The organism is Fluviicola sp., assembly GCF_039596355.1.
Taxonomy (GTDB): domain Bacteria; phylum Bacteroidota; class Bacteroidia; order Flavobacteriales_D; family Crocinitomicaceae; genus Fluviicola.
The window spans coordinates 52682-67142 of sequence record NZ_JBCNJW010000003.1 but is presented as its reverse complement, the minus strand read 5'-3'; the positions used below and the strand labels follow the sequence as shown (position 1 = coordinate 67142).

The 14461-nt window shown below is 44.7% G+C and carries 9 protein-coding genes and 1 tRNA gene; 8 read left to right on the top strand and 2 right to left on the bottom strand.

The genetic code is table 11. The features are described from left to right. Positions 1–170: 170 nt before the first annotated feature. From ABDV94_RS08225 to ABDV94_RS08215, 3 genes are read left to right on the top strand one after another with little or no spacing between them, the layout of a single operon-like run. Positions 171–956, top strand: coding sequence for a LytTR family DNA-binding domain-containing protein (locus tag ABDV94_RS08225; protein ID WP_343606385.1), 786 nt, complete (start codon positions 171–173; stop codon positions 954–956). Beyond that, positions 953–3871 carry a two-component regulator propeller domain-containing protein gene (locus tag ABDV94_RS08220; protein ID WP_343606383.1) on the top strand — a complete coding sequence of 973 codons (2919 nt, stop codon included), beginning with the start codon at positions 953–955 and terminating at the stop codon, positions 3869–3871. The genes ABDV94_RS08225 and ABDV94_RS08220 overlap by 4 nt, the downstream gene beginning before the upstream one ends. Positions 3872–3906: 35 nt before the next feature. Then, on the top strand, positions 3907–4191 hold the full coding sequence (locus ABDV94_RS08215; RefSeq protein WP_343606381.1) for a hypothetical protein: 285 nt from the start codon (positions 3907–3909) through the stop codon (positions 4189–4191). Between the two features lie 177 nt (positions 4192–4368). Here ABDV94_RS08215 and thiL read toward each other — a convergent pair whose 3' ends face one another. Beyond that, positions 4369–5418: a thiamine-phosphate kinase gene (gene thiL, locus ABDV94_RS08210; protein WP_343606379.1), complete on the bottom strand. Its 1050-nt coding sequence runs from the start codon at positions 5416–5418 to the stop codon at positions 4369–4371. A 118-nt stretch (positions 5419–5536) separates the two neighbouring features. On the opposite strand from thiL, the gene ABDV94_RS08205 reads away from it, so the two are divergent. The 4 genes from ABDV94_RS08205 (at position 5537) to ABDV94_RS08190 (ending at position 9724) form a co-directional block, all read left to right on the top strand. Continuing rightward, the gene (locus tag ABDV94_RS08205) at positions 5537–5935 is read left to right on the top strand and encodes a DUF3592 domain-containing protein (protein WP_343606377.1); all 399 of its coding nucleotides are present in this window, start codon (positions 5537–5539) and stop codon (positions 5933–5935) included. A gap of 9 nt (positions 5936–5944) precedes the next feature. Next, a complete protein-coding gene (locus tag ABDV94_RS08200; RefSeq protein ID WP_343606375.1) occupies positions 5945–7510 on the top strand; it encodes a PQQ-dependent sugar dehydrogenase in 1566 nt (521 codons plus the stop codon). A 75-nt stretch (positions 7511–7585) separates the two neighbouring features. After that, positions 7586–8689 carry an FUSC family protein gene (locus ABDV94_RS08195; protein WP_343606373.1) on the top strand — a complete coding sequence of 368 codons (1104 nt, stop codon included), beginning with the start codon at positions 7586–7588 and terminating at the stop codon, positions 8687–8689. Between the two features lie 261 nt (positions 8690–8950). Beyond that, positions 8951–9724, top strand: a complete 774-nt coding sequence (locus tag ABDV94_RS08190) for a matrixin family metalloprotease (protein ID WP_343606371.1) — start codon at positions 8951–8953, stop codon at positions 9722–9724. A gap of 326 nt (positions 9725–10050) precedes the next feature. Here the strand turns inward: ABDV94_RS08190 and ABDV94_RS08185 are convergent. After that, a tRNA-Gln gene (locus tag ABDV94_RS08185) sits at positions 10051–10123 on the bottom strand. 183 nt (positions 10124–10306) lie between these two features. On the opposite strand from ABDV94_RS08185, the gene ABDV94_RS08180 reads away from it, so the two are divergent. After that, the gene (locus tag ABDV94_RS08180) at positions 10307–14455 is read left to right on the top strand and encodes a DUF2723 domain-containing protein (RefSeq protein WP_343606369.1); all 4149 of its coding nucleotides are present in this window, start codon (positions 10307–10309) and stop codon (positions 14453–14455) included. The last annotated feature ends 6 nt before the right edge of the window (positions 14456–14461 follow it).

Here is a 14461-nt window from a genome sequence, read left to right as displayed (position 1 = left end):
TACCTAACAAGTATTCGCTGAAAAATAAATAATTTTAACGGTATAAACTTTTGATTATAACCCTTGCCAGGATTTTTGAACGGTCAGATCTGAAGTGTATTCTGCGGTAAAAAGAATACACAGTTTATTAAATCTTGTAAATTCGATTCAGAACAAGAAAGGACTACATTATGGAACCGAAAAAACTTCGCGCATTGATCATCGACGATGAAGAGTACGCACGTAAAAATTTAATGATGATGCTGGACGATTTCTGTCCGGAAATTGAAGTCATCGGTGAAGCCTCCGGAAAAGAACAAGCAAAAGCCTTGATTACTGCAAGCAAACCGGATGTGGTTTTTCTGGATATCCGGATGCCAAGCGGCGCAGAAGGATTTGAACTCCTGGAAGAGGTAGAAGAAAAAAATTTCCTTGTGATCTTCGTAACGGCATTTAAAGATTACGCGATTCGTGCATTCAACGCCAGCGCAGTATACTACCTGCTGAAACCGATCGATATTGATGATTTAAGAGTCGCCGTTGAAAAACTGGTGGAAGCAAATAACGTATTCGGCCAGGATCCGGAGAATTATGTGACTTACTTCCGAAGTTTGCGCAATTTATCTGACCAGTTATTGCGAAATAAGCCGAACAACCGCATTGCAATCAGCCACACCAAAGGCTTGAAAATTGTGGAAGACAATACCATTTCGCACCTGGAGGCAAGCGGAAACTGTACGACTATTTATTTCAACGACGGAACGCGCTACCTCGATACGCGGACTTTAAAGATTTACGAGAATATCCTCAACCCGGCGAAATTTTTCAGAATCCATAAATCACACATTATCAATCTGAACAATTTGGCAGAATACATTAACGAAGACGGCCACTATGCCGTTCTGAAAAACGGACTCCGCATCCCGGTTGCCCGAAACAGAGTAGCTGATTTTGTAAAAATGCTGAAAGAAGGATGAAATTATTCACACTGATAGTCTTTGCAGCCATTTCATTGACGGGAATGGCTCAGGACTATTCTTTTATCTCCTACTCGAACAGCCAGGGGCTCCCGCAGTCGCAGGTTCAATGCATTACCCAGGACGACAACGGCTATTTGTGGGTCGGAACGCTGGGAGGTCTGGCCAAATTCAACGGAAAAACATTTACGACATTTCCGCTGGAAAACGGCTTGTTCAACAACCGGATTTCCTGCCTGCAGCACATCAAAAAAACCATTTGGGTGGGCCACGAAGGCGGGATTACCGAAATTACAGACAACAAGGCCCAAACCTATTCGCTGGGCGACAATGACCGTACGGTAAGCGTAACGGATTTTATTCTCTACCAGGGAAAAATCGTGGTTTCGACCGAGGGAAGCGGGCTTTACATCATTTCAAACAACCGTATTACCAAGATCAAACTCCGGAATGAAGATGCTTCGACCTGCCGCGACCTGGAAATCATCAACAACAAATTGTATATCGGAACCCGCGACGGACTTTACTACACGCAGGATCTGACCAATTTCATCCGGGTGGAAGCTTTCGGAGACCGAAGTATTTCCGGGATTGCACTCACGAACAACAAGGTATTCATTTCAACGTTTTTCAAGGGACTTTTCAGATCCGACTTCCACTTCAGTAAGTTTGATTCCATTGCTGTCAAAGCGACGGATTTGTATATCGGAGCAATCAACAGCGATGCCTCCGGCCAATTGTGGCTGGTTTCACCGGAAGGAGTAATCCGCATGTCGCCGGAGCTCAAGCAACTGAACCTGGACGAGTCAAAAGGACTTCCTGCGAATGCGATCAACTGTTCGTTCCAGGACAACGAAGGAAATATGTGGTTTGGTAGCGACGGGAAAGGATTGGTGCGTTTTGCCAACCAGAACCTGCAGATTTATTCCACCAAAACCGGCATGCCTTCCGACCTGATCCTGAGCGGAAAAAAACTCAATTCGAAAACCTATTTCTTCGGATCATACGACAAAGGGGCTTTCAAAATGAACCTGAACGGGGACTGTGAAAAGATTCCGATTCCTGCTACCACGGTCTGGGACATTGAGTATTTCAACGGATTGACCTGGTTCGCAACCGATGTGGGAATTTTCAGCTGGGACATGAAAAGCGCTCCCAAAAGCTATCATTTCGAGAATGCTTCGGGGCCTTACCGGGTGTTGAAAATATTCCGCAACAAACTGATCGCAGGCGGGGAAGAGAAAATCGGGTACATCGAAAACGGTACGCTGCATGAATATTCCAAATTCAAGTTCGACCTTAATAAAAACGGGAATATCCGCGACATCGCATTTTATTTTTCCAGCATCCTGGTTGCTACCTCCAAGGGCTTATATGAAATCAATCCTTCCAAGAACAAGCAAACATTACTGAAAAGCTTCAAGGCAAGTATTTCTTCCATTGAGATTGACAGTGAAAACCGCGTGTGGATCGGAACGGAAAACGGGCTGATCATCTTTGACGGAATCAACTACAAAACCATTTCATACAGTGCCAAAAGCGGTGCGCGTTTCATCAATTTCATTCACCGCGTAGACAAATACATTTTCGTGGGAACCAACGACGGACTGTATGTTTTTGAGAACATCGAAGGATCACAGGTTTTGGTGAAACACATCGGGACGAACAACGGTTTGATCAACCTGGAATCGAATATCAACTCGGCGATGTTCGAAGACGGGAATCTTTGGTTCGGTACCAGCGACGGTTTGGCAAAACTGTACATCGGGGATGAAAACACGAATTTCAGCGACTTTCCTCCGAAACTGAACATTGCGCGCGTACTGGTGAATTACAAGGAGTTAAGTCCGGCAGAATTTCTAAGCGGATTGAAACTGACGTATTCCAAAAACAACCTGATTATCGACCTGGACGGTATTTCGATGGAAGACCCGGAATCGGTGACTTTCCAATACTGGATTGAAGGGGAATCGGACAAATGGTCGCCACCGACGTTGAACCCGGCTATCATTCTCTCCAACCTCGACGCGGGGAATTACACCCTCCGGATTCGGGCAATTTCAGGAACCAAAAAGGTTTCCGAAATCATTTCCCTTCCGGTTACCATCACGCCTCCTTTCTGGCGAACCTGGTGGTTCTACATCCTTGTTTTCGTGGCAATTGCTTTCGGCATCCGTTATTATTTCAGGCTGCAAATCAAGCGCGAACGCGAGCGAAACTACAAGATCAACCTGGAGAACAAATCCCGCTTACTGGCACTGGAACAACAGTCGCTCAATGCAAGTATGAACCGGCATTTCATCTTCAACTCGCTGAATTCCATCCAGTATTTCATCAATACGCAAGACCGGATTTCCGCCAACCGCTATTTGACGAATTTCGCCAAGCTGATCCGCAAAAACCTCGACAGTGCCGCAGAAGGAGACAACATGGTGACACTTCAGCAGGAGCTGGAACGACTTGAATTGTATTTATCCCTTGAAGCCATGCGTTTCAAGGATCGGTTCAATTACGAAATCCGAAATCAAAATATTGACACCGAACAAGTTAATGTTCCGGCCATGTTACTGCAGCCTTTCGTAGAAAATAGTATTATTCACGGAATTCTTCCGGACGAAAGTAAAAAAGGAGAAATTCTCGTTACGATCAAAGTGATCGGTGATCAGTTGGAAATTTGTATCGACGACAACGGGATCGGCATTGATTTCAGTATGGACAAAAAGGCCAAGTTTAAAGGGGATCACAAATCTCAGGGAATGGAAATCACGTCGAAACGCATCGACCTGATCCGGCAGATGTGGAACAAGGATTACGAACTGATCGGACCTTTTCAAATGACCAATCCTGACCGTTCAATCAAGGGAACGCGGGTTTTAATCAAAATTCCTTATGAAAATTTGGAAATTAATGAATAAATAATTTATATTTGTTCAGTATGTATCTCAGTGATATGAAAAAGATTACAGTAATAGCATCCTTATTAATAGTGTTTACAGCTTGTCAAAAGGCAGACATTCGTCCGAATGCTACTTCAAGCTCAGAACCTGCGGCTGCTCTGAAAAGAGGAGGCTGCACCGATCCTGGTACAAATCCAAATACAGCAGGTGGTGATGATTCCGGAGCTTTAGGCACAGGAGGAAATCCTACTGTTGATCCGAACAGTCCAAATACTGATCCGAACGGAGGTGATATCACTGATCCATTGAGAAAGAAAGATCAAAAAGACAATAAATAAAAAAATCCCTCGGTAACCGAGGGATTTTTTTTGCTCTTATAATTTCGGGTTGTTTTGTGTTCGTTAATTGAAAGTCATTCGTAACAACTAGACTTACAAGCTTTTTGACTAAATGTTTCGACACATGATTATAAAACTTATAACCATGCGTCGAAACTCCGGATCACATGAATGCGCTTACGAATTATTCGCATTGAAATGATTCCATCCCTGAGCCCTTAACGGAACCAGTGAATCATTCGTATCAACCAGGTAAATTCCTTCACCGGCATCCGTCATATAACCGATTACTGACATGTGTGGATTTCCTTTGATCTTGTCATAATCGTTTTGGGAAATCGAAAACAACAACTCATAGTCTTCTCCCCCGTTCAAAACGCATGTTGCAGGATCGAGATTGAAATCAATCGCTGTAGTCGAAGTCAGTGAATCGATCGGCAATTTTCCATTGTAAACCATCGCACCTTTATTGCTCGATTTGCACAAATGCATGATTTCGGAAGCAAGTCCATCCGAAATATCAATCATCGACGTAGGAACCACTTCCAGTTCTCTCAGGTATTGCACAATATCCAAACGCGCTTCCGGCTTCAATTGCCGTTCAATGATATAGTCTTTTCCATCCAAATCAGGCTGAATATCCGGATTCGCTTCAAAAACGCTTTTCTCACGTTCCAAAACCTGCAGTCCGACATAAGCCGCACCCAAATCTCCGGAAACGACCAACAAATCATTTGCCATTGCGCCCGAACGGTAAACCACTTTGGATTTATCCACCACTCCGATCGCCGTTACTGAAATAACCAAACCGGAACGGGAAGATGTGGTATCTCCACCAACCAAATCTACTTTGTAGTTCTGACATGCCAGGCGGATTCCTTCATACAGCTCTTCCAATGCTTCCAAAGGAAAACGGTTTGAAACTGCAATAGAAACGGTAATTTGTTCCGGAGTTCCGTTCATCGCAGCGATATCAGACACATTTACCGCAACGGCTTTGTAACCCAAATGCTTAAAAGGTACATACATCAGGTTGAAGTGGATTCCCTCGATCAACATATCTGTTGAAACCAGGGTATACTGCTCCTCGTTACGTTCAAGAACCGCCGCATCGTCTCCGATCCCGAAAGCCGTGGACTCTCTGGTGATCAGGAAGTTTTTTGTCAATAAATCAATGGTTCCGAATTCTCCAAGAGATTCCAAATCTGTTCTTCTTTCTTCTGACATGTACTAAAAATATGTCACAAAGATAAGCAGATGAACTTAGATCACCCACATTTATGCTTTCCGGGATTTAATTCTTATCTTTCCCAGAACCAAAACCTTCAAATCATCCGTCAGGTTCATGAAAAAAACACATCACTGGCTATTTTGGGACTGGAAATCCATTTCACGAACGATCCTTCTATTTTCGGGGCTGCTGCTGCTATTTGCTTTCGTATTTATTTTTCCGGATTGGAACAGAGACAGGCAAGCGGTCAATTACGATGGAACGACTCAAGGAACGATCTCTTCCATTGAACCTAACGAAGAGATCAGCATGAGTGAAACCGGAAATAAAACAGCTATCTATTCATATACAATTTGTTATGATTACCGGATTGGTAAACAAACCTATCATGGCACCAGCAAACTTCCCGGAACTATCAAGATTCAAAAAGCTTTAAATCACCTTTCGAATACAGATCAAGTCACGGTGAAATACGACACTAAAAATCCCCGGAAAAGTATGATCATTTTTTAACCTCTCATGATGAAAAAACAGTTATTGCTTCTCTTCCTGATCTTTCATACTTCCGGAATGTTTGCTCAAACATTCACCCGGTCGGAATTGCCGACTTCCGTTTCCATTCCCTGGGAAATGGTTTATGGCCCGGACCACATGCTTTGGATCACCGAAAGTAACGGAGTTGTTTCCCGGGTTGATCCGGAAACCGGTAATAAAACGATTCTTTACACTGCAAACGATTACTTCGGGGGAAGCGCTCTGGAAACTTCTACGCTCTGTCCTTCGCTCCACATTGGAAGCGGGACCATGGGGCTTGCACTGCACCCTGATTTCGGCACGACCGGTTTTTCCTACCTGTATTTCATGTATTCCTACAATGCGGGAACAAGCTCTGCTCCGGACACGCGTTACAAAATCAGGCGGCTGGAATGGGATCCAAACACCGAACAAATCACCGGATTCCTGGATATTGTTTCGGGGATTTCGAACGGATACGACCATTTAGGCGGACGCCTGCTCAGCATCAAACAAAACAACATTCCTTACCTGTTTGTGTCTGTAGGCGATCACGGTGCTTCTGAAACGAACAGCCCGGGATGCTATAACCCGGAATCAGATAACCCGAATAATTTTGCCCAGGATCCGAATACCGACAACGGGAAAATTCACCGGTTCCATATGGACGGAAGCATTCCTGCTGACAACCCGATTCCCGGAAATTCATTTTACACACGTGGACACCGGAATCCGCAGGGGTTGGTATTCAATTCCGATCTAAATATTCTCTACGACATTGAACACGGCGACCGCACCGACGACGAGATCAACATCCTGGAAAAAGGCATGAATTACGGCTGGAAGAATGTCCGCGGCTATCATTCGGACGAGAATTTTCCGGGAGAATCGGGTTATTTTGCCAATTACATTCCGAATCCGCTGATTGCAAATGACCAGCTCGTAGACCCGATCTATTCGTTCTGCACCGAGCCTACCCCAAGTAATCCGAACGGGAATTCATGGTGCACCGTAGCTCCTTCCGACGGAATTTACTACAACAGCAATGCGATTCCCCAGTGGAAAAACAGCATTCTGCTTGTGACGTTAAAGGATGGTGATAATACCAATATGGAAGTCTACCGGTTCAAACTAACCCCGCAGGGAACCATTGATCCGGGAACAAGTACCCATCCGAATCCGCAACGATTTTTCGGAGAAGACCAACTTTTAAACGGACGACTCCGCGACATTGCCGTGTCTCCCGACGGAACGAAAATCTACCTGATCAATAACGGAGGCGGAACGGCCAACACCAGCAAAATAACGGTTTACACCTATACCGGAACTCCGGAAACCGCGAATACGGAGTTAAAAATCTATCCGAACCCGACATCCGGAAATCTCCAGGTAATGACTCCAGAAAACAATCCGTATACGATCCGGATTTTCGATTTAAAAGGTGCCAGGCTCCTGGAAGTGAGGAGTGACACCGAGCTAATCAACCTGGATCTTTCTGCTCTTTCCGCAGGTTTGTATTGGGTGCATTATCAATCGGAGACCTCGAAGCAGGTGCTGAAATTTGTGAAGCAGTAACCCGTCTTTTCTTGTATTAATCGCTACCTTTACGGGTAATATTCGACACCCCGGTTTTTAAAGAACATGTGTTTTATGTTTCCAGACAAAATCATACGTGAGGAATTTCGGTCGTTGTTTGCATTCAAGCAAACTACCAGGAAGTGGGAAATTCCGTTTCTGGCATCTATTTGTGTCGGAACTCCGCTTTTAGCAGGTCTTTATTTTGGAAATCTCCGTTACGGCGTCACCGCTTGTTTGAGCGGCATGGCGATTTTGTATCTTCCCAATTCCGGTTCACTGTCCGATAGAATGAAAACCATCTTAGGCTGTTCTTTTGGATTCATGCTTTCTTCGGCTTTCGGGTTGATTTTCAGTTTTCATCCGCTGGTTGCCGCATTTGCACTGGGTTTATTTGCATTTGGCGTACACTGGATTGTTCTGGCAGCGAATATTCCACCTCCCAAAAGTTTCTTCTTCATCCTGATTGCAGCCATGTCGATCTGCCAGCCTTTCGACCTGGATGAAATCCCCTTGAAAATCGGTTTGCTTGGTTTGGGAACACTCTTCACATGTTCACTGGCATTTTGCTATCTCCTGATTCCCTATTTCAAACGAAGTGAAACCACACATCACCAACCAACAACAGCCGGAATCTCCATTTCACCGGATATTTGGGAGGCAGTTGTAACAGGAATTTTCATGCTGCTCTCGTTGCTGATCGGTTATTTGTTTCACCTGAAAAATCCGTATTGGGTTCCGATCTCCTGTGCCGCAGTGATGCAGGGAGCTTCTCTTTACCACATCCGGCAGCGAACGTTTCACCGAATCCTGGGCACGTTTATCGGACTGGGATTTTGCTGGTTGATTCTGCTTGTGGCAAAAACTCCATTGAGTGTGTGCATCACCGTGATGGTTCTTCAATGCATCATTGAGATACTGGTTGTGCGGCAATATGCGTTGGCCGTGATTTTCATTACACCGTTGACCGTTTTACTTGCTGAAACCGCCAATCCGACTTCCGACCACATCAACACCCTGATCTTCCTGCGATTCTGGGATATCAGTATCGGAAGCATACTCGGCGCGATCGGCGGCTGGGTACTGTACCGGGAGAAAGTACGCCATGCGGGGATGCGCCGCCTGCGGATGATTCGTGCAGGAATCAGCAAAAAGAAGCATCAGAAACCGCGAAAGTGATGTATGCTCATTTTGTTTTCGCCGATTTCGCTGTTCTAGCAGAGAACAAAAAGCACACTCTTAGTCTTTGGTATATCAGGCCGGACGTAATTCCGCAATATTACGTCCGGGAAATAAACTCAATGATGCAATTCTGATCGTTCAAACCGCTGTCACTCATCACATTCTCCAAAAAGGGATTTTTCACACTACTCCCCCGTAAAAATACCCGTTGACAATGAATCGTTTACCACCTACTTTCGATTAAAAAACGATCGCGTCATGAAAACGAAAACAAAAGACTATTTAGACCAGAACTTTTTTCTGGATGCAGAAGGAAACAATCTATTTAGCATTGAATCTGCTGAGCCGATGCAGCATTTTTGCCAAACCGACCACTCTGAATCGCTCCTGGTAGTTGGTCATAGCAGCAACTCAACCCAGAAGAATGAATTAACAGAATTAGTCGTCGGACTTCAATCTAACATCCCGCTTTGGCAACAAAATGTGACATTAAAATGGAGGTTCAATCCGATGTTTAACAACTACAACAATTCAGAAGATGTAAAGGATTATATCCGAAACATCTTTGGCCAGGCAGTCAATAAATGGGGAGATGCTTCACCCATTGCCTTTATGGAATCCACGGATGAATGGGATTTTGAAATCATCATGCATCCGAATGATTGCAACCCGATTGGTGGCTGCACTCTCGCCAAGGCATTTTTCCCGGGCAGAAATCAAAATACCTTAACCCTATACCCCAAATTGTTTAACCAAAGTAGCACAGAACAGATTGAAACAATTATACATGAAATGGGACACATATTCGGACTTAGACATTATTTCGCTCAAGAAAGAGAGAGTTCCTGGAGAAGCGAAGTATTTGGGACACATGTCCCATTAACAATCATGAACTACGGCCCCAACTCAGTCTTAACAGATCAGGACAAACTTGATTTACACAGGTTATACGACGCTGTTTGGACCGGTACACTTCAAAACATTAACGGCTTACCTATCCAATTACAGAACTGTTACACTCAGATTAACTAAACCACTAAAAAGGAGTCTACTGCTGAACTCTCACTCCTCTCCCAGCACGCATACTGTAAAAGAAAAAGGTCAGAAAAGCCGGGAAAATCAAGTGAATCCAATACTTGTAAGAGATGTAGAATCACCACCCTCCTTACTCCTTCCGACGGGTTCCTGTCGGGACAGACTCCTCAATAGAGGAGCCTCAAATCGCGCTTCGAACTGAGATTTCCGCATTCTCATTCTCCACTCCCACTCTGAAAACAAAAAATCCCGGCAGAATGAGAAGCGGAACGAGCATGAAGCACAAAACAAAAAAGCTCCATCTTTCGATGAAGCTTTTTTTGTTGACCCACTAGGGCTCGAACCTAGACTCTTCTGAACCAAAATCAGACGTGTTGCCAGTTACACCATGGGTCAATTGCGGTGGCAAAGTTAATACTAAATTCTTTTCGTACAAGGATTCTTTTAAAAAAACTTGAAATTTTCATGCAGAAAATGAAAAAAACATTGAAATTCACTCAATTAGCATTTTTAGACACTTCGATGCGGAATCGTGACAATATATTTATAACTTCGCGAGTCAAACTTTCAAAGTAAATCATGAATTACAATAAACTGAATAACCTTACAGGCTGGTTCGTTTTTTTAATCGCAACGATTGTTTATTTCCTGACCATTGAAGATACTGTTTCACTTTGGGATTGCGGGGAGTATATCACAGCAGCATATAAATTAGAAGTTGGACACCCTCCGGGTGCGCCGTTGTTCATGTTACTTGGACGTTTGTTCTCCTTCTTTGCAGAACCTCAAATGGTCGCAGTATGGATTAACCGCCTTTCAGCACTTTGTAGTTCATTCACCATCTTGTTCATGTTCTGGTCGATTACCATGTTCGGTAAGAAGATCATGCAGCGTAAAGACCGAAACTGGTCCAAAGGTGACCAAATTGCCACATTGGGTGCCGGAGTTATCGGAGCATTGGCTTACACCTTCTCTGATTCATTCTGGTTCTCTGCGGTTGAGGGTGAGGTATACGCGATGTCTTCCCTGTTCACTGCAGCAATTTTCTGGATGATCCTGAAATGGGACGCAGAAATGATCAGCATCAAACACGGTGAAATCAAAGACAAAAGATCTCCGATGCGTTGGATGATCCTGATTTGGTTCATGTTCGGTTTGGCAATCGGGGTTCACTTATTGGGTCTCTTGGCTGTTCCGGCAATTGCTTACGTGATTTACTTTAATTTGTGGGAGAAAACAAGCCTCAAAGGAATCATCCTGACCGGTTTGATCTCCATTGTGGTTCTTGGTTTCGTTCAGGAGGGAATCATCCCGGGAAGCGTTGCGATGGCATCCTGGTTTGAGGTTACTTTCGTGAATTCATTCGGCCTTCCGTTCTTCTCCGGAACCTTCTTCTTCTTCATCCTATTGATTGCCGCATTTATCTGGGCTTTCAGATATGCAAAGCGGAAAGCGAAGCCGATCCTCAACACCGCTTTGTGGAGTTTGGCGTTCCTGTTGATCGGATATGGCTCTTTTGCCGTAATCGTGATTCGTTCCAATGCCAATACGCCTTTGGATGAAAACGATCCTGAAAACTTAGTAACCCTTCACGCTTACCTGAAACGCGAGCAATACGGTTCCTGGCCGATTTTGAACGGTCCGTACTGGAACTCTGCTCCGGCTGAAAACTCCGAATACGGTGACGCAAGTCCGTTCTTCCTGCGACGTTTTGTTGTGATTAACAACAGCACAGGATTAGATGCAAAAGCATTCGTAACGGAAAAAGAAGCCGCAGATTGGGCGAAATCAAAAGAAGGAAGCTACTCCATCAAAGAAAAATACTTCTCCAGTAACGAGAGCGTCCGCAAAAACAGCAAACCGGCTTACAGGCAAACGACTTTCTTACCGCGGATGTACTATACGTCCAACAATCCGAACGATCCGAAGATCATTTCCTACAAAAACTGGTCTGGCTACGATCCGAAAGATGTTTCCGATGCAGATGAAATCGGTACGGATGGATTACGCCTGCCGCATTTCAGTGAAAACATGTCCTACATGTTCAGCTACCAGATGAACTGGATGTACTGGCGTTACTTCATGTGGAACTTCTCCGGACGTCAGAACGACTTCCAGGGACACGGCGACGCGATGCGCGGAAACTGGATCTCCGGATTCTCATTCATCGATGATGCCCGCTTGGGAGACCAGGCAAACGCACCATACTACACGCTGGAAAACCCGGCACACAATACCTTCTGGATGCTTCCGCTTATTTTGGGTGTGATCGGTTTGATTTTCCATTTTTACCGTGCACCGAAAGATGCCTTTATCGTATTCCTGACATTCTTCTTTACGGGAATCGCCATTGTGATTTACCTGAACCAAAAACCATTCGAACCACGTGAGCGTGATTACGCCTACGCCGCCTCCTTCTATGCCTTTGCATTCTGGATCGGTTTGAGTGTATTGGCTCTGTATGACGCTTATAAAAACTTCCAGAAAGCAGACTGGAAAAACATGCTGATCGGATTCGGTGCGGTAACCGGCTTGATGTTGTTCTTTACCGTAGGTGGTGGGATGCTCATTTTGGTAACCTGGTTATTCATTGCACTGATTGCATTAATCATTCTCGGAATAGCCTACGGATTACGCAAAGCACTTCCGAATCACACGGTCGGGGCGGCATTATTTACCCTTTTGACTTTGTTCGTTCCGTACATCATGGGAGAACAGGGATGGGATGACCACGATCGTTCGAACAAAAGTTCGGCACGCGACCTGGCATACAATTACCTGCAGTCTTGTGAGAAAAACGGAATCATTTTCTCCGTTGGAGATAACGATACGTTCCCATTATGGTACTTACAGGAAGTAGAAGGTGAACGAACAGACGTGCGCGTTTGTAACACCAGCTTATTCGACACGGACTGGTATACCAACCAGATGAAAATGAAAATGTACGATTCCGAACCCCTTCCTATTACCTTCAGAGAGGATCAAATCCTGATGTTTGCGGGAGGAACGGATCAGGCATTCTTCATGTCTACAACTCAGTTGCTGAACCAGGGAATCAAACGTGAAACAGTAGAAAAACTGTTCAAGGAAAAAGTAAAAAACAGCTCGCAGCAATTCAAGCAGGCATATGCTTCTTTCTCTAATACGGCTTCAACAGTTCTTTCTTCTGTGAAAGCAAAAGATCCTTCCTACGAACCGCGCATTGCACAAATCCGCGGAGCTTTCGGAGTTTCTGCCGATTCTGCCGATCTTGCAACTATTGAGAACATGGAAAACGGAATCCTTGAAATCTTCGAAGGATACCGAAGCCAGGTGATTGATGCAGATGTAAGCGGATTGGAGCAATTACAGCAAGTAATGGCTTCCTGGGAAGATTCCTGGTCTTTCTTGCCAATCAAAGAAGTGATTGCATTTATGCAGGACGACGATAACATGATCAAATACGGAACAACCTACCTGAGAGTGATTCCAAGCACCGGGTTTATTTTACCGGTGAACAAGAAAAATGCACTGGCTTCCAAAATTATTTCTGCGGAAGAAGCTGAAAACTGTGAAAACGAAATCCGTTTCCGTTTCAACTCCCGATCTGTTCAGGGAATCACGAAGTCAGACATCATGATCCTGGATATGTTGGCAAACAACGACTGGAAACGCCCGATGTACTTCACATCTCCGGGTAACACCGAAGTTTCTACGGCCATGTACCAAAGCGGACACTTGCGTACCAACGGTATGGCATGGGAAATCACTCCGATTCTGGCGCAGGGAAGAACTCCTGCTAACGAGAAACTGATGTTCAAACACCTGATGGAAACATACCAGTATGGGAAAATGAACGATCCGGATGTATTGACAGATTACTACGCACGCCGCCAAACCGTTCAGTTCAGAACGATGTTTGCTCAATTGGCTGAGAACTATGTACTCGAAGCAGAGCAAATGGAAATGAGCAAAAAACAATACGGCCCGATGCTGAAAAACTTAAGAGCAAACGGACAGGCTCGCGTGGCTGACTCCCTGGAGCAATCATTCAGCGGACGTTTGGGAATGACTCCGGAACAATTGCGCAAAAAAGCTTCTCAGTTGATTCACAAATCACTGGAAGTAATGCCTGCTAATGTGGTATTGGATTACGGTGAAAGACCTACGGGAGCCGGACCGATCAAAGACGCAAGCGGAGCAGAATACAGCAAATACCAGGATGGTGTACTACAGGATTACGTAGGTTTGTTGTACCGTGCACACGATAAAGAAGGTGCTGAAAAACTGGGAGCAGAAGTTGCCCGTCAGTTGGAGAGTATTTTGGGTTACTTCAAAAACAGCAAAGCAACTTTTGCAGCGAACAACAGCGCAGATTACATTGCAGCAGTGATCAACTATGCAACAATCCACAAATATGCAGGAGATCCTGAAGTTGGAAATCCGGACGGAGCATTATCGAAAAGAGTGACCAAAGGATTAGAGGAATTGTACAACATGGATTTGAAACGTATCTACGGCGAGTTGGATCAGCTGGCAATGGAAAACGACGATAATTCATTGATCGGAAGCAGACAAAACCTTCAGGGGACTATGAACGCGATCGATTTCACGTATCAATTGACAGGAACACAAATGCCTGGAACTCCAACACCGGCTCCTACAGGTGGAATGCCTGCAGGAAGTGATGCCGTTCTGAATGAAGAAGTATTGAACAATGTTCAGCCTTCAGACGATAGTGTAATGTAGCATTGA

Bases quoted from the DNA above. Each gene is read 5' to 3' on its own strand.
- ABDV94_RS08225 (WP_343606385.1), top strand. From the start codon at position 171: ATGGAACCGAAAAAACTTCGCGCATTGATCATCGACGATGAAGAGTAC.
- ABDV94_RS08220 (WP_343606383.1), top strand. From the start codon at position 953: ATGAAATTATTCACACTGATAGTCTTTGCAGCCATTTCATTGACGGGA.
- ABDV94_RS08215 (WP_343606381.1), top strand. From the start codon at position 3,907: ATGAAAAAGATTACAGTAATAGCATCCTTATTAATAGTGTTTACAGCT.
- thiL (WP_343606379.1), bottom strand. From the start codon at position 5,418: ATGTCAGAAGAAAGAAGAACAGATTTGGAATCTCTTGGAGAATTCGGA.
- ABDV94_RS08205 (WP_343606377.1), top strand. From the start codon at position 5,537: ATGAAAAAAACACATCACTGGCTATTTTGGGACTGGAAATCCATTTCA.
- ABDV94_RS08200 (WP_343606375.1), top strand. From the start codon at position 5,945: ATGAAAAAACAGTTATTGCTTCTCTTCCTGATCTTTCATACTTCCGGA.
- ABDV94_RS08195 (WP_343606373.1), top strand. From the start codon at position 7,586: ATGTTTCCAGACAAAATCATACGTGAGGAATTTCGGTCGTTGTTTGCA.
- ABDV94_RS08190 (WP_343606371.1), top strand. From the start codon at position 8,951: ATGAAAACGAAAACAAAAGACTATTTAGACCAGAACTTTTTTCTGGAT.
- ABDV94_RS08180 (WP_343606369.1), top strand. From the start codon at position 10,307: ATGAATTACAATAAACTGAATAACCTTACAGGCTGGTTCGTTTTTTTA.